Origin of the sequence: Arthrobacter sp. PM3 (assembly GCF_003352915.1) — a bacterium.
Taxonomy (GTDB): Bacteria; Actinomycetota; Actinomycetes; order Actinomycetales; family Micrococcaceae; genus Arthrobacter.
On sequence record NZ_CP022314.1, the window covers coordinates 2392362 to 2414034 of the forward strand.

The 21673-nt window shown below is 68.2% G+C and carries 21 protein-coding genes; 19 read left to right on the forward strand and 2 right to left on the reverse strand.

Translation table 11 applies throughout. The features are described from left to right. Window positions 1-126: 126 nt before the first annotated feature. The 18 genes from CFN17_RS11045 (at window position 127) to CFN17_RS11130 (ending at window position 18760) form a co-directional block, all read left to right on the forward strand. A complete protein-coding gene (locus CFN17_RS11045) occupies window positions 127-912 on the forward strand; it encodes a LamB/YcsF family protein (protein WP_208747761.1) in 786 nt (261 codons plus the stop codon). A 1-nt stretch (window position 913) separates the two neighbouring features. Further along, a complete protein-coding gene (locus CFN17_RS11050) occupies window positions 914-1630 on the forward strand; it encodes an allophanate hydrolase subunit 1 (protein WP_208747762.1) in 717 nt (238 codons plus the stop codon). After that, window positions 1627-2640, forward strand: coding sequence for a biotin-dependent carboxyltransferase family protein (locus CFN17_RS11055; RefSeq protein WP_208747763.1), 1014 nt, complete (start codon window positions 1627-1629; stop codon window positions 2638-2640). The genes CFN17_RS11050 and CFN17_RS11055 overlap by 4 nt, the downstream gene beginning before the upstream one ends. A 38-nt stretch (window positions 2641-2678) precedes the next feature. Next, window positions 2679-4019, forward strand: coding sequence for an MFS transporter (locus CFN17_RS11060; protein WP_208747764.1), 1341 nt, complete (start codon window positions 2679-2681; stop codon window positions 4017-4019). A 74-nt stretch (window positions 4020-4093) separates the two neighbouring features. Continuing rightward, window positions 4094-4855 (forward strand): SDR family oxidoreductase, encoded by a 762-nt coding sequence (locus CFN17_RS11065; RefSeq protein WP_208747765.1) that lies wholly within the window; start codon window positions 4094-4096, stop codon window positions 4853-4855. Between the two features lie 60 nt (window positions 4856-4915). Then, window positions 4916-5854, forward strand: a complete 939-nt coding sequence (locus CFN17_RS11070; RefSeq protein WP_208747766.1) for a 2-hydroxyacid dehydrogenase — start codon at window positions 4916-4918, stop codon at window positions 5852-5854. Continuing rightward, window positions 5854-6636: an SDR family oxidoreductase gene (locus CFN17_RS11075; RefSeq protein WP_208747767.1), complete on the forward strand. Its 783-nt coding sequence runs from the start codon at window positions 5854-5856 to the stop codon at window positions 6634-6636. The genes CFN17_RS11070 and CFN17_RS11075 overlap by 1 nt, the downstream gene beginning before the upstream one ends. Continuing rightward, on the forward strand, window positions 6636-7712 hold the full coding sequence (locus tag CFN17_RS11080; RefSeq protein WP_208747768.1) for a zinc-binding dehydrogenase: 1077 nt from the start codon (window positions 6636-6638) through the stop codon (window positions 7710-7712). The genes CFN17_RS11075 and CFN17_RS11080 overlap by 1 nt, the downstream gene beginning before the upstream one ends. Before the next feature lie 81 nt (window positions 7713-7793). Then, entirely contained in the window at window positions 7794-8027 is a 234-nt protein-coding gene (locus CFN17_RS11085) for a hypothetical protein (RefSeq protein WP_208747769.1), read from the forward strand. A 167-nt stretch (window positions 8028-8194) separates the two neighbouring features. Next, window positions 8195-8599 (forward strand): tautomerase family protein, encoded by a 405-nt coding sequence (locus CFN17_RS11090; protein ID WP_208747770.1) that lies wholly within the window; start codon window positions 8195-8197, stop codon window positions 8597-8599. Window positions 8600-8821: 222 nt separating this feature from the next. Beyond that, entirely contained in the window at window positions 8822-9835 is a 1014-nt protein-coding gene (gene iolC, locus CFN17_RS11095) for a 5-dehydro-2-deoxygluconokinase (protein WP_208747771.1), read from the forward strand. Next, window positions 9832-10794, forward strand: coding sequence for a deoxyribose-phosphate aldolase (locus CFN17_RS11100; protein ID WP_208747772.1), 963 nt, complete (start codon window positions 9832-9834; stop codon window positions 10792-10794). The genes iolC and CFN17_RS11100 overlap by 4 nt, the downstream gene beginning before the upstream one ends. Before the next feature lie 6 nt (window positions 10795-10800). Further along, window positions 10801-12750, forward strand: a complete 1950-nt coding sequence (gene iolD / locus CFN17_RS11105) for a 3D-(3,5/4)-trihydroxycyclohexane-1,2-dione acylhydrolase (decyclizing) (RefSeq protein ID WP_208747773.1) — start codon at window positions 10801-10803, stop codon at window positions 12748-12750. A gap of 79 nt (window positions 12751-12829) precedes the next feature. After that, window positions 12830-14341 (forward strand): CoA-acylating methylmalonate-semialdehyde dehydrogenase, encoded by a 1512-nt coding sequence (locus tag CFN17_RS11110; protein ID WP_208747774.1) that lies wholly within the window; start codon window positions 12830-12832, stop codon window positions 14339-14341. Window positions 14342-14431: 90 nt separating this feature from the next. Next, window positions 14432-15343 (forward strand): sugar phosphate isomerase/epimerase, encoded by a 912-nt coding sequence (locus CFN17_RS11115; RefSeq protein ID WP_208747775.1) that lies wholly within the window; start codon window positions 14432-14434, stop codon window positions 15341-15343. Window positions 15344-15370: 27 nt separating this feature from the next. Then, window positions 15371-16384 (forward strand): Gfo/Idh/MocA family protein, encoded by a 1014-nt coding sequence (locus tag CFN17_RS11120; RefSeq protein ID WP_208747776.1) that lies wholly within the window; start codon window positions 15371-15373, stop codon window positions 16382-16384. Window positions 16385-16472: 88 nt separating this feature from the next. After that, the gene (locus CFN17_RS11125) at window positions 16473-17348 is read left to right on the forward strand and encodes a sugar phosphate isomerase/epimerase family protein (protein WP_208747777.1); all 876 of its coding nucleotides are present in this window, start codon (window positions 16473-16475) and stop codon (window positions 17346-17348) included. Further along, a complete protein-coding gene (locus CFN17_RS11130; protein WP_208747778.1) occupies window positions 17345-18760 on the forward strand; it encodes a sugar porter family MFS transporter in 1416 nt (471 codons plus the stop codon). Before CFN17_RS11125 ends, CFN17_RS11130 begins: the two co-directional genes overlap by 4 nt. A gap of 55 nt (window positions 18761-18815) precedes the next feature. Here the strand turns inward: CFN17_RS11130 and CFN17_RS11135 are convergent, their stop codons facing one another. After that, on the reverse strand, window positions 18816-19265 hold the full coding sequence (locus CFN17_RS11135) for a MarR family winged helix-turn-helix transcriptional regulator (RefSeq protein WP_208747779.1): 450 nt from the start codon (window positions 19263-19265) through the stop codon (window positions 18816-18818). A gap of 177 nt (window positions 19266-19442) precedes the next feature. Here CFN17_RS11135 and CFN17_RS11140 point away from each other — a divergent pair, with 177 nt between their 5' ends. Further along, window positions 19443-20687 carry an MFS transporter gene (locus CFN17_RS11140; RefSeq protein ID WP_208747780.1) on the forward strand — a complete coding sequence of 415 codons (1245 nt, stop codon included), beginning with the start codon at window positions 19443-19445 and terminating at the stop codon, window positions 20685-20687. Between the two features lie 12 nt (window positions 20688-20699). On the opposite strand, the gene iolB is transcribed toward CFN17_RS11140, so the two are convergent. Further along, on the reverse strand, window positions 20700-21596 hold the full coding sequence (gene iolB, locus CFN17_RS11145; protein ID WP_208747781.1) for a 5-deoxy-glucuronate isomerase: 897 nt from the start codon (window positions 21594-21596) through the stop codon (window positions 20700-20702). Between the last annotated feature and the right edge of the window lie 77 nt (window positions 21597-21673).

The window sequence follows — 21673 nt, forward strand, 5'->3', positions numbered from 1 at the left end:
ACTTTTTTCAGGCCCCGAAACGGCGGCAGGGCGGCCTTCGGCCGACACCACACACTCTTTGACGTTCCGGCCGCACCGGCACCACGGCGCAGCCCACCCAACACACCACGCAGAGGAAGGCACACCATGCCAACAGTTGATCTCGTAGCGGATCTCGGTGAAGGCTTTGGCGCCTACTCCATCGGCGACGACCAGGCCCTCCTGGAGATCGTCTCCAGCGCCAACATCGCCTGCGGATTCCACGCCGGCGACCCGGACATCATGAACGCCACCGTCGCGCAGTGCGTCCGCACCGGCGTCGGCATCGGCGCGCACCCCAGCTTCCCCGACCTCCGGGGCTTCGGCCGGCGGGCCATGGACCTCACGGCCGATGAAGTCCGCAACGATGTCATCTACCAGCTCGGGGCGCTGACCGCCTTCGCGTCCTACCATGGCGGAACCGTCTCGCACATCGCTCCCCATGGCCGGCTCGGCAACCTCGTGGCCACCCGGCGCGATTACGCCGAGGCCGTGGCCGACGCGGCGTTCCGCGTCAACCCGGAGCTGATCGTGCTCGCCCAGGACGGCGAACTCGCCACCGCGGCGGCTGGCCGAGGCCTGCCCGTGGCGATTGTTGGCATCGCGGACCGCGCCTATGAGGACGACGGCACGCTGGTGCCCCGCAGCCAGCCCGGCGCCGTCATCCACGACCCCGCCGTGATTGTGGAACGCACCGTACGTATGGTCTGCGACGGGCTGATCACCACCGCGTCCGGACAGGACCTCCCCATCGCCGCGGACACCGTGCTGCTTCACGGCGACAACCCCGGCGCCGTCGACCTCGCCCGCCGCATCCGGGCCGAACTCATCCGGGCAGGCGTCAGAATCGCGCCCGTCGCCGAGGTGCTCCGTGCCAAGCAGGGAGTCTCCTAGCATGTCCGCCCCGACCACACTGGAAATCCACGAATCCGGCGACGCCGCGCTGCGCGTTGTGGCGACGTCCCCCGACGCGGGGAAGAACTGGGCCACGGTGCACTCCCTCTCCGGCTGGCTCGAGTCGGCGGGCGTCGAGGGCATCCACGGCGCCGTCCCGACCTACGACTCCGTGCTCGTGGAATTCGACCCCTATCTGACCTCCGCCCGGCAGGTCCGGGCCGTCATCCTCTTGGGCATCCGCCAGCTCGACTACGTCGGCCCCGCGCTGCGGACCCCGCGGCGCTTCGAGGTCCCCGTGGTCTACGGCGGCGAGTTCGGACCCGACCTGGACCGCGTGGCCGAGCACGAGGGACTGTCCGTCGAGGACGTCATCGCCGCGCACACCGGCAAGACCTACGTCATCCGCTGCCTCGGCGCCCCCGCCGGGTCCCCCATGATGGACGGCCCCGACTTCCCCTTGCCCGTGCCGCGGCTGAAGGACCCGCGGCTGTCCGTCCCGGCGGGCGCCGTGTCGGTCGCCGGGCGGCAGGCCGTGATCGCCCCGGCCGCGGCGCCGGGCGGATGGTGCGTCATCGGGCAGACGCCCCTGACCGTGCTCAACGCCGACGCCGAACCGCTGGTCCCGTACCTGCCCGGCGACGTCCTGCGGTTCCGGCAGATCCCCGCCGCCGACTTCTCCCGCTACGCGGGACAGTTCCTGGAGGCCGCCAAGTGACCGGATCCCTCCTCATCCAGCAGCCCGGCAACTCGGTCGTCACCGACCTCGGCCGGACCAGGGGACCGCGCTTCGGGCTTCCCGTCAACGGTGCACTGGACCAGTTCTCCGCCAAAGCCGCGAACATCCTGGCCGGCAACAGCGACAACGATCCGCTGCTGGAGCTCACCGCCCTCGACTTCCGGATGACGGCCACCACCGACATCCTGATCGCCGTAACCGGGGCGCCGCTCAGCCTCACGGTCGGCGGACGCGCATGCCCGCAATGGGAACCCGTGTCCGTCCGGGCCGGCGAAACCGTGGCCGTGCGCGGAATCCACACCGGGCTCCGGGCGTACATCGCGGTCCACGGCTCGTTCGCCGTGCCCACCCTGCTGGGCAGTTGCGCCCCGGACACCGTGATCGGATTCGGCCTGCGGCTCGCCGAAGGAACGCAACTGACGACGACGAAGACTGTCGCGCCGATCACCCAGCCGCACTTCGACCTGCCCCTGTTCCGGCTCGGCCTGACCCGGCCGGCCTTCAGCACCGAACCGGCGATCGACGTCACGGACGGCCCCGACGTCGACGAGTTCGGCGACACCGCGGACCTGCTCTTCAATACCCGCTACACGGTGAGCCCGCGGAGCAACCACATCGGACTCCGCCTCGGCGGCGCCCTGCCGGAGCGGCAGCTGAGCTCCGAGGTCCTCTCCCGCGGCGTGCCGGTCGGAGCGATCGAGGTCCCCTCCCGGGACGAGCTCCTCGTGCTGCACCGGGGCCGCGGGGTCACGGCCGGCTACCCGGTCCTGGCCGTCGTCACCAGCCGGTCACTGGACCTCCTGGCCCAGGCCAGGCCGGGCCACACCATCACTTTCCGAAAGACCACCGTCGCCGAGGCGACGGCCAGACACCGGGCGGCATGCCAGGAACTGGACAACCTCAGGAACACGGTCCGCACCGTATTCGCGCTGCTCGGCATCGGAACCAGCGCCGGCTGGCGGGAACTCACCCCCGCGGCCGGCATCTAGCCGCGCACCAGACTTCAGGAACTACAAAGGACATCAACATGACAACAGCAACGCGAGCCTCCGGACCGCAGCATGATCGGCTGGACGCGAGGCAAACCAGGAAGGTCGTCACCGCCGGGTGCGTCGGGATCTTCGTCGAACTCTATGACAACGGCATCTTCGCCTTCATGGCCGGAACCCTGGCCCTGGTCTTCCTCGCCCCGGGCAACCCGGACAACGCGCTCCTGTTCGTCTTCGCCGGATACGCCGTCTCCTTCTTCGTGCGGCCGCTCGGCGCCGTGGTCTGCGGCTTCCTGGGGGACAAGATCGGCCGGCAAAAGCTGTTGGTCTTTGTCATCCTGCTGATCAGCGTGGCGACCGCGGGCATCGGCCTGCTGCCAAGCTACGCGGCCATCGGCATCGCCGCGCCGGCGCTCCTTGTCTTGCTCCGCATGCTGCAGGGCTTCTCGGTCGGCGGCGAAGCAGCCGGCGCCATGACCTTCCTCGCCGAGCACGCACCGGAAGGCAAGCGCGGCATCATCACCTCCTACGCCCAAATCGCCTCCTTCGCAGCCCTCCTCACCGGCACCCTCGTGGCGTTCTCCATGTCCCCATGGCTCACCCAGGCAGCGATCGACGGCGGCGGTTTCGGCGCCTTCGCCTGGCGCATCCCGTTCCTCGTCGCCATCCCCATGGGCATCATCGGCTGGTACATCCGCAAGGCCATCAGCGACACCCCGAACTTCGAGAAGCTGAAAGAAGAAGGCGGCCTGTCCAAGAACCCCCTCAAGGAAGCCTTCAAGTCCGCCGAACACCGCCGCGCCATGCTGCTGGCCCTGTTCATCCCGCTCATGAACGGCTCCGGCTACTACGTCCTCTTCTCCTACATGCCCACGTTCCTCAAGGGCAAGCAGATCAACTTCACCATCGGCGAAGCCCTCATCGTCACCGCCTGCAGCCTGGTGGCCATCTGCATCGCCATCCCCTTCATGGGCGCCCTCTCCGACCGGGTGGGCCGCAAGAAGGTCATCGCCGGCTCCGCCATCGCCATGGCCGTCCTCGGCATTCCCGCCTACGCCCTCATTGTCACCGGCAACATGGGCCTGGCCATCCTTGGCGCCTGCATCATGGCAGTCGTCTTCGCCGGGCACACCGCCGTGATCCACATCCTCATCGTTGAACTGTTCCCCACCCGCGTGCGCTACTCCGCGTACGGCCTCGGCTACAACGTCTCGTCGGCACTCTTCGGCGGCACCGCACCGCTGTTGATGACCTGGCTGATCTCCACCACGGGCAACGTCTACATGCCGGCCTTCTACGCCGTCGTTACCGCCTTGGGCACCTTGATCGCCGTCAGCACCGTCAAAGACCGCGCGCACCTGCCGCTGCGCGACGCCTGACCCCCGCCGCCACGGCGGCGGCCCCCGGCAAGCCGGCACCCGTACCCCACCACGTACATCCATAGGAGACTTCCATGCCCTTTTCCGACTACTCGACCGCACTCGTCACCGGCGCCTCAACAGGAATGGGCGCCGCGATCGCCGAGCGCCTGACCAAGCGCGGACTGACCGTGCACGCCGTCGCCCGCAACGAGGAACGGCTGAACGAACTCGCCGACCGCACCGGGGCCGTGCCCCACGTCCTCGACCTGACCGACACCACCGCCCTGACGGCCGCCGTCGGAAGCCTCGAAGTTGACGTCCTCGTCAACTGCGCCGGAGTGTCCCGGCCCGGCAACATCCTGGACTCAAGCGAAAGCGACATCGACGAGCTTGTCGACGTCAACCTGCGCGGGCTGCTCCAGCTGACCCGCCTGGTCCTGCCCGGCATGGTCGAACGGGACCGGGGACACGTCGTCAACATCAGCTCGATCGCCGGCCTCTACAACTTCTACGGCCACACCGTCTACCACGCCACCAAGGCCGCCGTGCACCAGATCTCCCGGCAGCTGCGCAACGACACCGTGGGCAAGCGGATCCGGGTCACCGAGATCTGCCCCGGCCGGGTCGAGACCGAAATCTTCGGACGCAACATGGGCGGCAGCCCCGAAGCCATGGCCGAGGCCTGGCAGACATACTACGAAGGCTACGAGTCGCTCACCACGGACGACATCGTCAACGCCCTGGACTACGCCATCGAAACCCCGCGGCACGTGAATGTGGGCATGCTTGAGCTCATGCCAACCTTCCAGGTCCCGGGCGGACTGACCTTCGACCGCCGCGAACAGAGCAACTGAACCCACCCCGCCCGAACCCCTTCCCCGAACCACACCCCCGCGAACCCGTTAGGCCCCTCCATGCAGTCAGTGCAGACCATCAGCTTCCCCGAACCCCAGCTCCTTGCCGCCCTTTCCCCGCTTCCCGGCGGACTCAGGGGAGTGGTGTGGGACATGAAGGAGGCGCCCGGCGAAGCCCACGGAAACATCGACGGCGTCATCCTGCCCTACATCGACGCCTCGGCCGTGCTGGGCTCACTGGCCCAGGTCAAGGACCTTAAATTCGTCCAGACGCAGTCCACCGGGTTCGACGGCGTCCCGGAGGCGGCCGGTCCGTCCGCGGCCGTGGCCAACGCCTCCGGCGTCCACGCCGCCGCCACCGCCGAACTCGCCGTGGGCCTGATCCTCGCCAAGCTGCGCGGGATCGACCAGGCCGTCCGCGACCAGCAGACGCAAGCCTGGGCACCGCAGCGCCGCCAGTCCCTCGCCGACCGGCGCGTCCTGCTCCTGGGCGTTGGCGGCATCGGACGGGAACTGGCCCGCCGGCTGGCACCGTTTGAAGTCACGCTCACCAGGGTCGGAAGCACGGCCCGCACCGACGACGACGGCCGCGTGCACTCGTCCAAGGACCTCATCGCGCTCGCGCGGGACCACGACATCCTCGTCTCCGTCCTGCCGTTATCCGATTCGACCCACCACCTGGTCGGCGCCGACGTGCTCGCCGCCCTGCCCGACGGCGCCCTGGTGGTCAACGTGGGCCGGGGCGCGGTGGTGGACGCCGACGCCCTGACCCGGGAAGTGGTCTCCGGCCGGCTGCAGTGCGCCCTGGACGTGATGGACCCCGAGCCGCTGCCCAAGGGCCACCCGCTCTGGGGCACGGACAATGCGCTCATCACTCCGCACGTGGGCGGCAACGCGTCCGCCTTTGAGCCCAGGATCCTGAAGCTGCTGAAGCAGCAGCTCGCGGCACTGGCAGAAGGCCGCACCCCCGCGAACCTCGTCCAGCAGGGACGCATCTGATGCCGGGAACAAGCAACGGACTTTTTGACTTGTCGGGCCGGGTGGCGTTGGTGACGGGGTCGAGCCGGGGGATCGGGAATGCGTTGGCGCGGGCCCTGGCGGATGCGGGGGCGACGGTGGTGCTGAACGGTGTGAATGCGGAGCGGTTGAAGGCTGCGGAGGCGTTGATGGCCGCGGATTACCCGCCGGGGCGGGTGCACGGGTGCGCTTTTGATGTCACGGACGCGTCCGAGGCGGCCCGGGGCGTGGCGTGGGTCGAGGAGCACGTGGGTCCGCTGGAGGTGCTGGTGAACAATGCCGGGATCCAGCACCGGGTGCCGATGCTGGAGCTGGATGTGACGGACTGGGAGCGGGTGATCGCGACGGACCTGACGAGCGCGTTCCTGGTGGGCCGGGAAGCGGCCCGGCACATGATCGGGCGGGGGCACGGGAAGATCATCAATATTTGTTCGGTGCAGNCGGATCTGGCCCGGCCCACGATTGCCCCGTATGTGGCGGCGAAGGGCGGGCTGCGGAATTTGACGCGGGCGATGACGGCGGAGTGGGCGGGGTCCGGGCTGCAGATCAACGGGCTCGCGCCGGGGTATATCCATACCGAGATGACGCAGAACCTGGTCGATGACGGGGCGTTCAACACCTGGATCCTGGGCCGGACCCCGGCGCGCCGGTGGGGGACGGTGCAGGACCTGGCCGGGCCGGCGGTGTGGCTGGCCTCGGCGGGCTCGGACTTCGTCAACGGGCAGACGATCTTCGTCGACGGCGGCATGACGGTGGTGGTCTGATGACGNGCGCAACAATTCTTCCGGCGGTGGTGCCGGTGGCGGGGCCGGCGGTGGTGGCCCATGGGGCGGGGGATCTGCGGATCGAACAGGTCCCGGTGCCGGTCCCGGGCCCGGACGAGGCGGTGGTGGAGGTCGCGTTCGGCGGGATCTGCGGGTCGGACCTGCATTACTGGCTGCACGGGGCGGCGGGGGAGTCGGTGCTGAAGGCGCCGATGGTGCTCGGGCATGAGATTGTCGGGACCGTGGTGCGGGCCGCGGCGGACGGGACCGGCCCGGGCGCCGGCGCCCCGGTCGCGGTGCACCCGGCCACCCCCGGCCACGGGCCGGGGCGGTTCCCGGCGGACCGGCCGAACCTGTCCCCGGGCTGTACGTATCTGGGGTCCGCGGCCCGGTTCCCGCACACGGACGGGGCGTTCAGCCGGTACGCGGTGCTCCCTGCCCGGATGCTCCGGGCCCTGCCCGCCGGGCTGGAGCTGCGGACCGCGGCTTTGGCCGAGCCGGCGGCCGTGGCCTGGCACGCGGTCGGCCGGGCCGGGGACGTGGCCGGGAAGACGGCGCTGGTGATCGGGTCCGGGCCGATCGGGGCGCTGGCCGTGGCCGTGCTGAAACGGGCCGGCGCGGCCCGGATCGTGGCGGTGGACATGCACGAGAAGCCGCTGGAGATCGCCCGGGCCGTGGGCGCGGACGATCTCCTGCACGGGACGGACACCGCGGCGATCGAGGCGGTCGAGGCCGACGTCGTGATCGAGTCCTCCGGCAGCCACCACGGCCTGGCCTCGGCCATCCGGGGGGCGGCCCGCGGCGGGAAGGTCGTCATGGTCGGGCTGCTGCCCACCGGCCCGCAGCCGGTCCTGATCTCCCTGGCCATCACCCGGGAACTGGAACTGATCGGCTCGTTCCGGTTCAACAACGAAATCGATCACGTCATCACCGCCCTCGCCGACGGCACCCTCGCCGCGGACCCCGTCATCACCCACACCTACCGGCTCGAGGACGGCCTGGCGGCCTTCGCCACCGCCCGCGACGCCGCCACCTCCGGAAAAGTCCTCCTCGACTTCCGGCCCAAGCCGGAGTGAAAAACGGGACCGGGACCCCGCACCTCCGGGACCGAAGGCGAGTGAACAGAAGGCGAGTGAACAGAAGAAAGGAACGGTGAAGTGAACCGCGCGCTGTGCCTGCCGAACAACAGGGAATGGACCGCGGAGGAGTTCAGCTCGCTGGCACCGCCCCGCAGGGACAGCCTCAAACGCCGGCTGGTCTGCCTGGACTGCGGCGCCAGGGCCATCTTCCAGTCAGCCGGCCGCCGGCGTCGTCCGGTCTTCCGGGCGTCCCACCGCAAGGACTGCGCCGTCGTGGCCCCGGCCTGGGGCGTCTTCCGGTTCCTGCAGTAACAAACACCACCCCAACGCGGGGTCACTCAGCGTCCCTTCCGCACCTGCGGATGGGCTTTGAGTGACCCCGCGTTTTTCGTTTCCGGCGCCCTTCGCCTCGGGGCTTGTGACGAGTCACGCAACTTTGTTAGTATGTCAGGACAAACTAGCTAATGAAGGAGAATCGAGTGCCCCTCGTTCGAATCGACGTCAACCAGGGCCGCAGCCCGCAGCAGCTCCAGGACCTGAGTCGGGGGATCCATGACGCCATCCTGGCCGAATACGGGATTCCGGAGCGGGACTACTTCCATGTGCTGACCGAGCATCCGCGCGGCCAGATCGTCGCCCAGGATGCCGGCCTGGGCTTTGAGCGCACTCCGGATGTGGTCATGATCCAGATTTTCACCCAGGGCGGGCGCAGTCAGGCGGCCAAGCAGTCGCTCTTTGCCGCCATTGCCGACAAGCTGGCCGGGCTCGGGATTGCCGGCACTGACGTGTTCATCGGCTATGTCGAGAACACGGCGGGGGACTGGTCATTCGGCTTTGGCCGGGCCCAGTATGTCACCGGCGAACTCAGCGTTCCCGCCAAATAATCCGCGCAAAAAGCTGCGCCGCGCGGTGTCCGGCATGCCTCCGAAAGAGGCATTGCGACACCCTCTGTGGCAAGTTGTAAATATGTCAGTACAAACCTTTGACAGGACATTGAATCTAGGGCAAAGTAGTGGATGTGGTCCGGCTCACGCGGGCCCTCCAGGCACCGGAACTTCAGCTGTACAGAGGTACCAGAGTTCACACGAGAAAGGTCCACGATTACCGTGACCCATGAGCTGCTCACGATCGGGCGCATCAGCGTTGATATCTACCCGAACGACATTGGTGTGGATCTGGAGGACGTGACGTCCTTCGGCAAATACCTCGGCGGATCCCCGTCCAACGTGGCCGTAGCGGCAGCCCGGCACGGCCACCGCACCGGCGTCATTACCCGGACCGGCGACGACGCCTTCGGCAAGTACCTGCACCGCGAACTGCACAAGTTCGGCGTGGATGATTCCTTCGTTGCTTCGGTCAAGGAGTACCCCACCGCCGTGACGTTCTGCGCGATCAAGCCCCCGCATGACTTCCCGCTGTATTTCTACGGCCGTTTCCCCACCGCCCCGGATCTGCAAATCAAGGCCGATGAACTGGACCTGGACGCCATCCGGGACGCGGGCATCTTCTGGTCCACCGTGACCGGCCTGTGCCAGGAGCCCAGCCGGGAAGCGCACCTCAAAGCCCACGAAGCCAGGCCCCGCACCGGCCTGAAGCAGGGCCAGTACACCATCCTGGACCTGGACTACCGCCCGATGTTCTGGTCCTCCGAGGAGGAGGCGCGCGAGCAGGTCGCCAAGATCCTGCCGCACGTCACGGTCGCGATCGGCAACGACCAGGAGTGCGCCGTCGCCGTCGGCCAGGGCACCCCGGACGAGCAGGCGGACCGCCTCCTGGCCGCCGGCGTCGAAATCGCCGTCGTCAAGCTTGGCCCTGAGGGTGTGATGGCCAAGACCCGCACCGAGCGCGTCGTCTCCGCCCCCGTTCCCGTCGAGACCGTCAACGGCCTGGGTGCCGGTGACTCCTTCGGCGGCGCCTTCTGCCACGGCCTGCTCTCCGGCTGGCCGCTGGCCGAAGTCCTCGACTTCGCCAATGCCGCAGGCGCCATCGTGGCGTCCAGGCTCTCCTGCGCAGACGCCATGCCGACGCCGGAGGAAGTCACCTCGCTGCTGGCTGAGCGTGGCCGCCTCGCCCCCGGCCAGTTCGCCACCCAGAACGCCCCGGAAGGAGCAGCACTATGAGTGTCCACTCCACCGTCCCGACGCCGGCTCCGGCCGCCGCGGACGACGACCCCCGCCGCTACGAGCACCTGAGCACCATCCGGCTCGAGGACCCCGACGCGATCGCCCGCGCGGCCAAGGGCCGCCGCCGCCACCCCGGGCTGAAGTACGGTTCCCAGAATTTCATCGTGGCCGCCGACCATCCGGCCCGCGGGGCCCTCGCCGTCGGGTCCGATCCGGTGGCGATGGCGGACCGCCGCCAACTGCTGGACCGGCTCCGGATCGCGCTGGCCAACCCCCTCGTCGACGGTGTCCTGGCCTCGCCGGACATCATGGATGACCTGCTGCTGCTCGGCGCGCTGGAGGGCAAGCTGCTGTTCGGGTCAATGAACCGCGGCGGCCTGGCCGGCCTGGTCAACGAGTTCGATGACCGCTTCACCGGGCACACCGCAGCGGCACTCGAGGCCCTCGGCGCCGACGGCGGCAAGATGCTGACCCGCATCTGCCTGGGCGATCCGGACACTGTGGCCACCATGGAAGCCACCGCCAAGGTCATCGATTCGCTGGCCGAGCGCAAGCTGATCGCCATGGTGGAGCCCTTCCTCTCCGTCCGCGACGCCAACGGCAAGGTCCGCAATGACCTCTCCACCGACGCCGTCATCAAGTCGGTCGCCATCGCCGAAGGCCTCGGCTCCACGAGCGCCTACACGTGGATGAAGCTGCCGGTCGTGGCCGACATGGAACGCGTCATGGCCGCCACCACCATGCCCACGGTCCTGCTCGGGGGAGACCCGGACAGCAGCCAGGACGAGGTCTTCGCCAGCTGGGGAGCGGCCCTGGCCCTGCCCGGTGTCCAGGGCCTCACGGTCGGCCGGACCCTGCTGTATCCGGCCGACGGCGACGTCGCCGGCGCCGTCGCCACGGCAGCCTCCCTCCTGAACCGCCCCGCCTCAGACCGCACCGCAGAAGTATCGGAGTAAATACCCATGGGATCTGTAACCCGTCGGATGACCGTGGCGCAGGCCGTGGTCGAGTTCCTGTCCAAGCAGTACACCGTTGACTCGATCAACGGGGTGGAGTTCCGGGAGCGCCTGATTCCGGGCACCTTCGGTATTTTCGGGCACGGCAATGTGGCCGGTGTCGGGCAGGCGCTCAAGCAGTACCAGCAGCTGGATCCGCGGATCATGCCGTACTACCAGGGCCGCAACGAGCAGGCCCAGGCGCACCAGGCCGTCGGCTACGCCCGGCACACCCGCCGCCGGCAGACCTTCGCGATCAGCACCTCGATCGGACCGGGGTCCTCGAACCTGCTCACCGGTGCCGCCCTGGCGACGACCAACCGTCTGCCGGTGCTGCTGCTGCCCAGTGACACGTTCGCCACCCGCGCCGCGGACCCGGTGCTGCAGCAGCTCGAACAGCCCTACGCGTACGACATCACGGTCAACGACGCGTTCCGCCCGCTGTCGAAGTTCTTCGACCGGGTCTCCCGCCCCGAGCAGCTGTTCTCCGCGTTTCACCACGGCCTGCGCGTCCTGACGGACCCGGCCGAGACCGGCGCGGTCACGATCTCCCTGCCCCAGGATGTCCAGGCCGAGGCCCTCGACGTGCCCGAGGAGTTCCTGGCCGAGCGCGAATGGCGGATCCGCCGCCCGGAGGCCGAGGATGAAGACGTCCGCCGCGCCGCGGCCGCGATCCGTGCCGCGAAGCGGCCCCTGATCATCGCCGGCGGCGGCGTCCTCTACGCCTACGCCAACGACGAGCTCGCGAAGTTCGCCGAACTGACCGGCATCCCGGTCGGCAACACCCAGGCCGGCGTCGGCGTCCTGCCCTGGGACCACAAGCACTCGCTCGGCGCGATCGGCTCCACCGGCACGACGGCGGCCAATGCCATCGCCGCCGAAGCGGACCTGATTATCGGGATCGGCACCCGGTACGAGGACTTCACCACCGCGTCCCGGACCGCCTTCCAGAACCCGGACGTGCGCTTCGTCAACATCAACGTCGCCCCGATCGACGCGTACAAGCACGGCACCACCATCCCGGTGGTGGCCGACGCCCGCAAGGCCCTGGTCAAGCTGAACCAGGCCCTCGGCGGCTACCGAGTCGGCGCGGACCTCGAACAGCAGGTCGCGAACGAGAAGCAGCGCTGGAACGCCACCGTGGACACGGCGTTCGATACCCGCAACACCCCGCTGCCGGCGCAGAACGAGATCATCGGCGCCACCAACCGGGCCATGGACGCCCAGGATGTGGTGATCTGCGCGGCCGGCTCGCTGCCCGGTGACCTGCACAAGATGTGGCGCGTCCGTGACCCGTTCGGCTACCACGTCGAATACGCCTACTCCTGCATGGGCTACGAAATCCCCGGCGGGCTGGGCGTCAAACGTGCCGCGCTGGCCGAGGCCAAGGCCGGCGGCACGGACCGCGACGTCGTCGTCATGGTCGGGGACGGCTCCTACCTGATGATGCACACCGAACTCGTCACCGCCGTCGCCGAGCGCATCAAGCTGATCGTCGTCCTGATCCAGAACCACGGCTACGCCTCCATCGGCTCGCTCTCCGAATCCCTGGGCTCGCAGCGCTTCGGCACCCAGTACCGGGCGCTGGACGAGGAGCACCACAGCTTCGACGACGGCGAGAAGCTCCCGATCGACCTCGCCACCAACGCCGAATCCCTCGGCGTGAAGGTGATCCGGATCGAACCGGGCGAGAAAGTCATCGCCGAACTCGAACAGGCCATCCGCGACGCGAAAGCCGCCCCGGAAAACGGCGGCCCGATCGTCATCCATATCGAATCCGACCCGCTGCTGGATGCCCCGTCCTCCGAGTCCTGGTGGGACGTCCCGGTCTCCCAGGTCTCCGAGCTCGAATCCACCAAGCAGGCCTTCCAGACCTACGTCGACCACAAGTCACGCCAGCGCAAACTGCTCGGCTGAGTCTCACTTCACCACGAACAGTCACAGACAAAAAACAGTCACAGACAAAAACAGTCACAGACCAAGGAAGTCCATCACCATGTCAACGACGACGTCCACCACGACGATCAACCACTTCATCAACGGTGCCGAAGCCGCCGGCGAGGGCGACCGCACCCAGCCCGTGTACAACCCGGCCACCGGCGCCGTCTCGGGCGAGCTGCGCCTGGCCAACCGTGCCGACCTCGACGCCACGGTCGCCGCCGCCCGCAAGGCTGCCGACACCTGGGGCGACATTTCCCTGGCCAAGCGCACCGCCGTCCTGTTCAAGTTCCGCGAGCTCGTCGCCGCGCACGTCGATGAGCTCGCGGAGCTGGTCACGGCCGAGCACGGCAAGGTCCTCTCCGACGCCAAGGGCGAGATCGGCCGCGGCCTGGAAGTCGTCGAGTTCGCCTGCGGCATCCCGCAGCTGCTCAAGGGCGACTACTCCGACCAGGTCTCCACCGGCATCGACGTCTTCTCCTTCCGTGAGCCCCTGGGAGTGGTGGCGGGCATTACCCCGTTCAACTTCCCGGTCATGGTGCCGCTGTGGATGGCCCCGATGGCGATCGCCACCGGCAACGCGTTCATCCTCAAGCCCTCCGAGCGCGACCCGTCGGCTTCCATGCTGCTGGCGAAGCTGTGGAAGCAGGCGGGCCTGCCCGACGGCGTGTTCCAGGTCCTGCACGGCGACAAGGAAACCGTCGACGGCCTGCTGACCCACCCGGACGTGGACGGCATCTCCTTCGTCGGCTCCACCCCGATCGCCAGGTACGTCCACGAGACCGCGACCGCGCACGGCAAGCGCGTCCAGGCCCTTGGCGGGGCGAAGAACCACGCGATCATCCTGCCCGACGCGGACCTGGACAACGCCGCTGACCACCTCGCCGCCGCCGCGTTCGGCTCGGCCGGGGAACGCTGCATGGCCATCTCCGTCGCCGTCGCCGTCGGCGAGGCCGCGGACCTGCTGGTGAAGAAGGTCGAAGAACGCGCCCTGGCCGTGAAGGTCAACAACGGCACCGCCCCCGGCGCCGAGATGGGCCCGGTGATCACTGCGGCCTCCAAGGAACGCATCGAACGGATCGTCACCGAAGCCGAAACCGCCGGCGCCGCCATGGTCGTGGACGGCCGCGACCTCGTCGTCCCCGGCCACGAGGACGGCTTCTGGGTCGGGCCCACCGTCCTGGACCACGTCAAGACCGAAATGAGCGCCTACACCGAGGAAATCTTCGGCCCCGTCCTCGTCGTCGTCCGCGTCGACACCCTCGAAGACGGCATCGAGCTGATCAACGCCAACCCCTACGGCAACGGCACCGCCATCTTCACCTCCTCGGGAGCGGCGGCCCGGAAGTTCCAGCGCTCCGTCACGGTCGGCATGATCGGCATCAACGTGCCCCTGCCCGTGCCCGTGGCCTACCACTCCTTCGGCGGCTGGAAGGCCTCCCTCTTCGGCGACAAGCACATCTACGGCCCCGAAGGCGTCTCCTTCTACACCCGCGGCAAGGTCATCACCTCCCGCTGGCCCGAAACCCACCACGCCTCCGGCGCCTCCTACAACTTCCCGTCGAACTGACACCTCAACAACCACTATCGATTGCTCCGTAACCGCCGTTTTGAGCGTCCAAAAGGGCACCTGCGGAGCAATCGGTGAGAAGGAACGGATATGACTGAGAACAAGCTGATCATCGGCACCGCGCCGGACTCCTGGGGTGTCTGGTTCGCGGATGACCCCAAGCAGACCCCGTGGGAGCGCTTCCTGGACGAGGTGGCCGAATCCGGCTACAAGTGGATCGAGCTGGGCCCGTACGGCTACCTGCCCACCGACCCGGCCCGCCTCGCCGAAGAGCTGAAGGCGCGCGACCTGCAGATCTCGGCCGGGACCGTCTTCACCGCCTTCCACCGCGGCGCCCACCAGTACGACGAAGCCTGGGAGCCGGCCCGCAAGGTCGCCGAACTCACGGCAGCCATGGGCGGCGAACACATCGTGGTCATCCCGGCCATGTGGCGCGACGACGTCACCGGCGAGGCCGTGGAGAGCGGCACGCTTTCCGAGCAGGCCTGGAGCGACCTCTTCGCCGGCCACAACCGGATGGGTAAGACCCTCCTGGAGGACTTCGGCCTGAAGCAGCAGTTCCACTCGCACGCCGATTCCCACGTCGGTGCCCAGGAGGACATCGAAACCCTCCTGGCCGCCACGGACCCGCAGTACCTGAACCTGTGCCTGGACACCGGCCACGCCGAATACTGCGGTGCCTCCAGCCTGGACCTGATCAAGAACTACCCGGACCGGATCGGCTACCTGCACCTGAAGCAGATCAACCCGGACATCCTCAAAAAGGTCAACGAGGAAAACATGACCTGGGCCGCCGCCAACCTGGCCGGCGTCATGACCGAGCCGCCGAACGGCCTGCCGGACCTGCGCGCCGTCATCGAAGCCGTCGAGGGCCTCAACCGCCCGATCTTTGGCATCGTGGAACAGGACATGTACCCCGTGGCCTTCGACGTCCCCATGCCGATCGCCAAGCGCACCCGCAACTACCTGCTCTCCTGCGGCTCCCGCACCGCCGTCAACTAGTTCCACTAGATAGAAGGAATACACACCATGACCAAGACCCTCCGCGTTGCCGTTATCGGCGCCGGCCGTATGGGCGCAGACCACATCCAGCGGCTCAACACCCGCATCCACGGAGCCGAAGTTGCCGCCGTCGTCGACGTCGACCTCGCCCGGGCGCAGGCCGCCATCGAAGGCCTCCCGGGCGCCGTCGCCCTGGCCGACGCCGAAGAAGCCCTCAACAACGGCGACGTCAACGCCGTCCTGATCGCCACCCCCGGCTTCCTGCACGAGGACATCCTGCTCAAGGCCATCGCCAAGGACATCCCGATCCTCTGCGAGAAGCCGCTCACCCCGGATGCTGAATCCTCCTGGAAGATCGTCGAGGCTGAGGAAAAGCTTGGCCACAAGCGCATCCAGGTCGGCTTCATGCGCCGCTTCGACGCCGAATACGCCGCCCTGGGCAAGATCATCCGCGACTCCGAACTCGGCGAGCTGCTCATGCTGCACCACCAGCACCGCAACCCCACCACCCCGGCCGGCTTCACCAACGAGATGCTGATCAACGACTCCGTGGTCCACGAGTTCGACGCCATCCGCTACTTCACCGGCGAGGAAATCACCTCCGTCCAGGTCCGCCTCGGCAAGCCCACCCGCAACGCCCCGGCCGGCCAGCACGACCCCCAGCACGTCCTGATCGAGACCGAGTCCGGCGTCCTGGCCGACGTCGAGATCTACGTCAACGCGAAGTTCGGCTACGAAGTGGCCACCCAGGCCTCCTTCGAGGACGGCATCGTCAGCATCGGCGGGGACAAAGGCCCGTACACCCGCAGCAACGGCCACTGGGGCGGCAACGTCACCCCCGGGTTCGAGGAGCGTTTCGGCGCGGCGTACGACGTCGAAATCCAGTCGTGGGTCGACGCGGCCCGCCGCGATGAGATCGGCGGCCCCACCGCCTGGGACGGCTACGCCACGGCCGCCTGCTGCGAGGCCGGCGTCGAGGCGCAGAAGAACGGCGAAAAGGTCGCCGTGAAGCTCAACGCCAAGCCCGCGCTGTACCGCTAGGAGCACCGGAAGGGGCGGATCTGTCCGCCCCTTCCGTTGTGTTCCGCCACCCCGCACAACCTGACTGATCCACAATGGAGTGTCCTTCGTGAAAATCGCCCTTGACCCCACGCCGTTCCACCACAGCCACAGCCTGCTGGAGTTCCCGCGCGTTGTCGCCGACCTCGGCTACAAGTACATGCAGATGACCCCGCACGCGGATTTCATCCCGTTCTACAACCACCCGAAGGCCGACGACGAGCTGGTGGGCAAGCTGAAGGCGGCCTGCAAGGACGCGGGAATCGAAATCGCCTCGGTGCTGCCCGTGCTGCGCTGGTCCGGCCCGGATGAGGACGCCCGCGAGGCCGCCGTCCGCTACTGGAAGCGCGCCATCCAGATCACTGTTGACCTGGGCGTCAGCACCATGAACACCGAGTTCAGCGGCCGGCCGGAAAAAGCCGAGGAATCCGAGCGCGCCTTCTACCGCTCCATGGAGGAACTGCTGCCGATCATCGAGCGGGAGGGCATCGACCTGCTGATCGATCCGCACCCGGACGACTTCGTCGAGGAGGGCCTCGCCGCCATCCGGGTGATCCGCGGCCTCAATTCCAAGAACGTCGGCATGGTCTACGTGGCCTCGCACAGCTTCCACATGAAGAACGAGCCGCTGGAAATCATGCGCGCTGCCGGGGACAAGCTGCGCCTGGTCCACGTTGCCGACACCATGAACCACCACGCCTCGCACGGCCTGCGCTACATCACCAACCCGCCCGGGAACCCGGTCCGGGTGCACCAGCACCTGAAAGTCGGCGACGGCGACGTCAACTGGGACGAGTTCTTCGGCGGCCTGAAGGAAATCGGCTTCCTGGACCGCGAGGACACCGTCATGGTCTCCAGCGTCTTCGCCGAGGACGAAAACGCCGAAGAGGTTTCCCGGTACCAGCTGGAGACCATCACGCAGCGCGTCGAGAAAGCGAGCCTATGACGGCGGCCGTCACCGACGTGGCACGATCCGTCAACCACCGGCGGGCCCTGCGCACCGTCACGATCGTCTCCACGTTCGGCGGGCTCCTCTTTGGCTACGACACCGGCGTGATCAACGGTGCCCTGCCCTACATGCAGGCGGACCTGGGCCTCACGCCGCTGACCGAGGGGCTCGTGACGTCCTCGCTGCTGTTCGGCGCGGCCTTCGGCGCCCTCTTCGGCGGGCGGCTCGCGGACCGGCACGGCCGGCGCAAAATGATCATGGTGCTGGCCCTGGTTTTCCTCGCCGGCACCCTGGCCTGCACCTTCGCGCCGACCACGGAAGTGATGATCCTGGCCCGGCTGATCCTCGGCCTGGCCGTGGGCGGGGCCTCCGTGACCGTGCCGGTGTACCTGGCCGAAGTCTCGCCGAGTGACCGGCGCGGACGTATCGTCACCCAGAACGAGCTCATGATCGTCACCGGCCAGCTGCTGGCCTTCATCTTCAACGCCTACCTCGGCAACAGCTTCGGCGAGTCCGGCGGGATCTGGCGCTGGATGCTGGTCATTGCCACCCTGCCGGCGATCGCGCTGTGGATCGGCATGAACTTCATGCCCGAAAGCCCGCGCTGGCTGGCTTCGATGGGCAGCTTCGGCGAAGCCCTCGGCGTGCTGCAGCGCATCCGCTCCCAGCGCGCGGCGGCCGCCGAGTTCGAAGAAGTCAAAGCCCTTGCCGTCGAGGACTACAAAGCCAAGATGGGCTCCTGGAAGGACCTCAGCGTGCCCTGGCTGCGGCACATCTTCCTCGTGGGCATCGGCCTCGCGGTCATCCAGCAGATCACCGGCGTCAACTCGATCATGTACTACGGCACGCAGATCCTCGCGGAGTCCGGCTTCGGCCGCGAAGCGGCCCTGACCGCCAACATCGCCAACGGCGTCATCTCCGTCCTGGCCACGTTCCTGGGCATCTGGCTGCTGGGCAAGGTAGGACGGCGGAGGATGCTCATCACCGGCCAGCTCGGCACCACCACGGCGCTGCTGCTGATCGGCGTCTTCTCCCTCTTCCTGCCCGAAGGCACCGCCCGCGGCTACGCGATCCTGGCCCTCACCGTGACGTTCCTGGCGTTCCAGCAGGGCGCGATCTCGCCGGTCACCTGGCTGATGCTCTCCGAGATCTTCCCGCTGAAGATCCGCGGCCTCGGCATGGGCGCCTCGGCCTTCGTGCTGTGGATCGTGAACTTCCTCGTCGGCTTCGGCTTCCCGCAGCTCCTGGCCGCGATCGGACTGTCCAACACCTTCTTCGTCTTCGCCGTCCTGGGCGTCGGCGCCATCGCCTTCGCCGCAAGGTTCATCCCGGAGACCAAGGACAAGAGCCTGGAGGACCTCGAGCACTACTTCAAACAGGCTGCGGCCAAGCACCCCGCCGCCGTCTAGCGGTCCACCCCGGAAGCCCCGTTCCCCACTCAGTGAGGGGACGGGGCTTTCCGCGTCAGACGCCGGCGTGCAGCCGGGGGAGCGCGTCCACCAGGGGAGCCAGCTCCGGGACTTCCTGGGCCTCGGCCAGGGCCCGTTCCAGCGTGGCGTCGTGGATGGGCCGTGTCTCCTCAAGGAGGGCGATGCCGCTGGGTGTGAGCTCGGTGTAGATCCCGCGGCGGTCATCCGCGCACAGGATCCGGGTCAGCAGCCCGCGGTCTTCGAGCCGGTTGACCAGGCGTGTGGTGGCGCTTGCGCTCAGCGCCGTGGCACGGGCCAGCTGCTGCATCCGCATGTGCCAGCCGTCCTGCCGGCTCAGCGCGTCCAGGACCGTGTACTCCACCACGGAGAGCCGTGCTTCGGCCTGGAGCGAGCGCTCCAGCTCGGCTTCGATCAGTCCGTGCAAAGCCGCCAGTGTCCGCCAGCCCTGCGCCCGGACTTCGACGGCGTCGTCCTTGATGCCCATCTGGTGATTCCCTTCAGCTCGCATGCCCGGCGGGTGATGCCAGGCACGACAAATAATAGTTGCTTGCGCGTTGTATCTGCCTGTGCAACAATTTCTTTCGTGGCAATAAATAACGCGCCTGCAACTAATAGCTTACGCGTGCCATCCCATCCAGTACAGCTTCGAAGGAGCACTTCCATGCCTATCGGCCTGATAGCCCTCGCCCTCGGCGGGTTCGGGATCGGACTCACCGAGTTCGTCATCATGGGCCTGCTGCCCCAGGTTGCGGCAGACTTCCGCGTCACCGAGGCCACCGCCGGCTGGCTGATCTCCGGCTACGCGCTCGCGGTCGTGGTCGGGGCGCTCGGCCTGACCGCCGCCGTGACCCGCTTTGAGCGCAAACCGGTCCTCGCCGGGCTGATGGTCCTGTTCATCGCCGGCAACCTCGTCTCGGCGGTCGCCCCCGACTACGCGCTGATGATGGCGGGCCGCATCATCGCCGCACTCGCCCACGGTGCCTTCTTCGGCATCGGAGCCGTGGTGGCGGCCGGCATGGTTGCGCCGGACCGGAAGGCCGGGGCCATCGCGATCATGTTCACGGGCCTGACCGCGGCAAATGTCCTGGGTGTCCCGTTCGGGACCATGCTGGGCCAGGCCGCGGGCTGGCGCTCGACGTTCTGGGGGATCACCGGGATCGGCGTCCTGGCGCTGGCCGGCATCCTCACCTTCGTGCCCAAGACGGGATCAGGCGAGACGGCCGCTGGTTCTGCCTCCGGCGGCCTGCGCGGCGAGCTGCGCGCGTTCCGGTCCGGCCAGGTCTGGCTGTCCATCCTCGTCACCATCCTCGGCTATGGCGGCATGTTCGGCGCCTTCACCTACATCGCCTACACCCTCACCGAGGTCACCGGCTTCGCCGCCACCACGGTGCCGTGGCTGCTGATCCTCTTCGGTGTCGGGCTCTTCATCGGCAACACCCTGGGCGGCAAGGCGGCGGACAGGAACGTGGACCGCACCCTGCTGGTGGTCCTCGCCGCGCTGGTGGCGGTGCTCGTGGTCTTCGCCCTGGCCGCCGAAAACCAGCCGCTGACCATCGCCGCAATGGTGCTGCTGGGCGGCTTCGGCTTCGCCACGGTCCCGGGGTTGCAGATGCGGGTCATGAAGTACGCCAGCAGCGCCCCCACCCTGGCCTCCGGCGCCAATATCGGCGCCTTCAACGTGGGCAACGCACTGGGTGCCTGGATGGGCGGCGTCACCATCACCGCCGGCCTGGGCTACACCTCGCCGATCTGGGCCGGCGCCGGCATTACCCTGCTGGGCCTGGCGGTTATGGCGTTCGCGGCAGCCACTGCGAAGCGGCAAAACACTCTGCAGCGCGACTCCGCCCTGCCGCCCGGCGTCGACAGCTCCGCGAACAGCGACGAGACGGAGCTGCAGACGGCCTGACGGCCGAAGCGCCTAGCGTCCGAACGGGAGCCGCGGGTCCAGGTCCTGGCCCTCCCAGGTCTGGCGGATCCAGCCGTGGTGCGGGTCGTCGCTGATGAGCCAGTCGCGGACCGGGCCGGGGCCGGCCATGACGTTGAGGTAGTACATGTCGTAGCCCGGGGCGGCCATGGCGGGCCCGTGCCAGCCGTAGGGGACCAGGACGACATCGCCGGTCCGGACCTCGGCCGAGACGTCGATGGGCCGCTCGTCGGAGGCGTAGACGCGCTGGTAGCCGATGGCGTCCTCGGCGTCCGGGGAGAGCGGCGCCCCGGGCGTCACCCGGGTCTCGAAGTAGTAGATCTCCTCGAGGCTGGTCTCGCCGTCCTTCTCCTCATCGTGCTTGTGCGGGGGATAGGAGGACCAGTTGCCGGCCGGGGTGAGGACCTCGCAGACAATGAAGCGGTCGGCCTCCAGGGCCGCGGGAGTGCCGAAGTTGTGGACCTGGCGGGAGCAGTTGCCCGCGCCGCGCAGCTCCACGGGCGTCTCGGCGGCCGTGATCAGGCGCGTCGGGTACGAAGCCTTGGCCGGGGCTGTGGCAACGGCCACCCGGCCGCCGTCGGCCGAGGTGATTCTCACCGCCTTGCCGGTGCCCGCGTACAGCACATCACTGGGTCCGCTGAAGACGCTCTCCCGCCCGGCCAGGGGGTAGTCCTGCCCGTCCACCCTCGCCACGAAGGAGCCGTTCAGCGGCACCACGATGCGTTCCTCGGCCGCGGCATCCAGTTCGACGTCGCCGCCGGGCGCCAGTGTGGCGACCTTCAGTCCGGTATGGGCCCAGCCGTCCACCTTGACTTCCGAATCGGATGTTCCGAGGGAAATATCCCACGTGCCGTGAGCGGCGGTGCCGAGCGGATAGACCCAGTTGGCCATGGAAGCTGCCTTTCGTTGCCGCGCCGGAAGAGGGCGCGTGAATGTGTGCGGTTGTCGCTGGACCGGTTCGCCCTGAG

Coding starts and splice junctions, on each gene's coding strand:
- CFN17_RS11045 (WP_208747761.1), top strand. CDS start 127: ATGCCAACAGTTGATCTCGTAGCGGATCTCGGTGAAGGCTTTGGCGCC.
- CFN17_RS11050 (WP_208747762.1), top strand. CDS start 914: ATGTCCGCCCCGACCACACTGGAAATCCACGAATCCGGCGACGCCGCG.
- CFN17_RS11060 (WP_208747764.1), top strand. CDS start 2,679: ATGACAACAGCAACGCGAGCCTCCGGACCGCAGCATGATCGGCTGGAC.
- CFN17_RS11065 (WP_208747765.1), top strand. CDS start 4,094: ATGCCCTTTTCCGACTACTCGACCGCACTCGTCACCGGCGCCTCAACA.
- CFN17_RS11070 (WP_208747766.1), top strand. CDS start 4,916: ATGCAGTCAGTGCAGACCATCAGCTTCCCCGAACCCCAGCTCCTTGCC.
- CFN17_RS11100 (WP_208747772.1), top strand. CDS start 9,832: ATGAGTGTCCACTCCACCGTCCCGACGCCGGCTCCGGCCGCCGCGGAC.
- iolD (WP_208747773.1), top strand. CDS start 10,801: ATGGGATCTGTAACCCGTCGGATGACCGTGGCGCAGGCCGTGGTCGAG.
- CFN17_RS11110 (WP_208747774.1), top strand. CDS start 12,830: ATGTCAACGACGACGTCCACCACGACGATCAACCACTTCATCAACGGT.
- CFN17_RS11115 (WP_208747775.1), top strand. CDS start 14,432: ATGACTGAGAACAAGCTGATCATCGGCACCGCGCCGGACTCCTGGGGT.
- CFN17_RS11120 (WP_208747776.1), top strand. CDS start 15,371: ATGACCAAGACCCTCCGCGTTGCCGTTATCGGCGCCGGCCGTATGGGC.
- CFN17_RS11130 (WP_208747778.1), top strand. CDS start 17,345: ATGACGGCGGCCGTCACCGACGTGGCACGATCCGTCAACCACCGGCGG.
- CFN17_RS11135 (WP_208747779.1), bottom strand. CDS start 19,265: ATGGGCATCAAGGACGACGCCGTCGAAGTCCGGGCGCAGGGCTGGCGG.
- CFN17_RS11140 (WP_208747780.1), top strand. CDS start 19,443: ATGCCTATCGGCCTGATAGCCCTCGCCCTCGGCGGGTTCGGGATCGGA.
- iolB (WP_208747781.1), bottom strand. CDS start 21,596: ATGGCCAACTGGGTCTATCCGCTCGGCACCGCCGCTCACGGCACGTGG.